The 928-nt window shown below is 43.5% G+C and carries 1 pseudogene; it reads right to left on the bottom strand.

Going from position 1 to position 928, the window contains the following annotated elements:
• Nucleotides 1-928, bottom strand: a pseudogene (locus ABR854_RS25700) (sugar-binding protein); the annotation flags it as partial.

A 928-nucleotide genomic window follows, 5' to 3' on the forward strand; every position in this document is an offset into this window, starting at 1 on the left:
GTTTGTAGTAGCACAACTTAGGTTATTAGAACCCGTGATTTGGACATTCGGTAAACTTCCATCGTTAGTTACGGTTGTAGTGGCTGTTGCCGTACATCCATTTAAACCTGTTACTGTGACGGTGTAAGTACCAGCTGCTGTGATAGTAGCCGTTGCGTTAGTACCAAGTCCGTTTGACCAAAGATACGAACCACCACCGCTTGCTGTGCGAATGACGTTTGTAGTAGCACAACTTAGGTTATTAGAACCCGTGATTTGGACATTAGGTAAACTTCCATCGTTAGTTACGGTTGTAGTGGCTGTTGCAGTACAACCATTTGAACCTGTTACTGTGACGGTGTAAGTACCAGCTGCTGTGATAGTAGCCGTTGCGTTAGTACCAAGTCCGTTTGACCAAAGATACGAACCACCACCACTTGCTGTGCGAATGACATTTGTAGTAGCACAACTTAGGTTATTAGAACCCGTGATTTGGACATTCGGTAAACTTCCATCGTTAGTTACGGTGGTAGTGGCTGTTGCCGTACAACCATTTAAACCTGTTACTGTAACGGTGTAAGTACCTGCAGCTGAGACATTTACGGTTGCATTAGTTGAACCATTCGACCAAAGGTAGTTTCCACCACCCGAAGCCGTTCTTGTAACGCTGCTAACAGCACAGCTTAGATTGTTAGTTCCATTAATTTGAGCATTAGGTAAACTTGCATCGTTGGTTACAGTTGTAGTAGTAGTGGTCGTACATCCATTAGATCCTGTTACTGTGACGGTGTAAGTACCAGCAGTTGAGATATTTACGGCTGCATTAGTTGAACCATTCGACCAAAGATAAGAATTCCCCCCCGAAGCAGTTCTAAGTACAGATGTTGTAGCACATGAAAGATTATCTGACCCCGAAATTTGAGCATTAGGTAAACTTGTATCGTTAGTC

The sequence above is a fragment of the Emticicia sp. W12TSBA100-4 genome, assembly GCF_040253585.1.
GTDB lineage: Bacteria > Bacteroidota > Bacteroidia > Cytophagales > Spirosomataceae > Emticicia.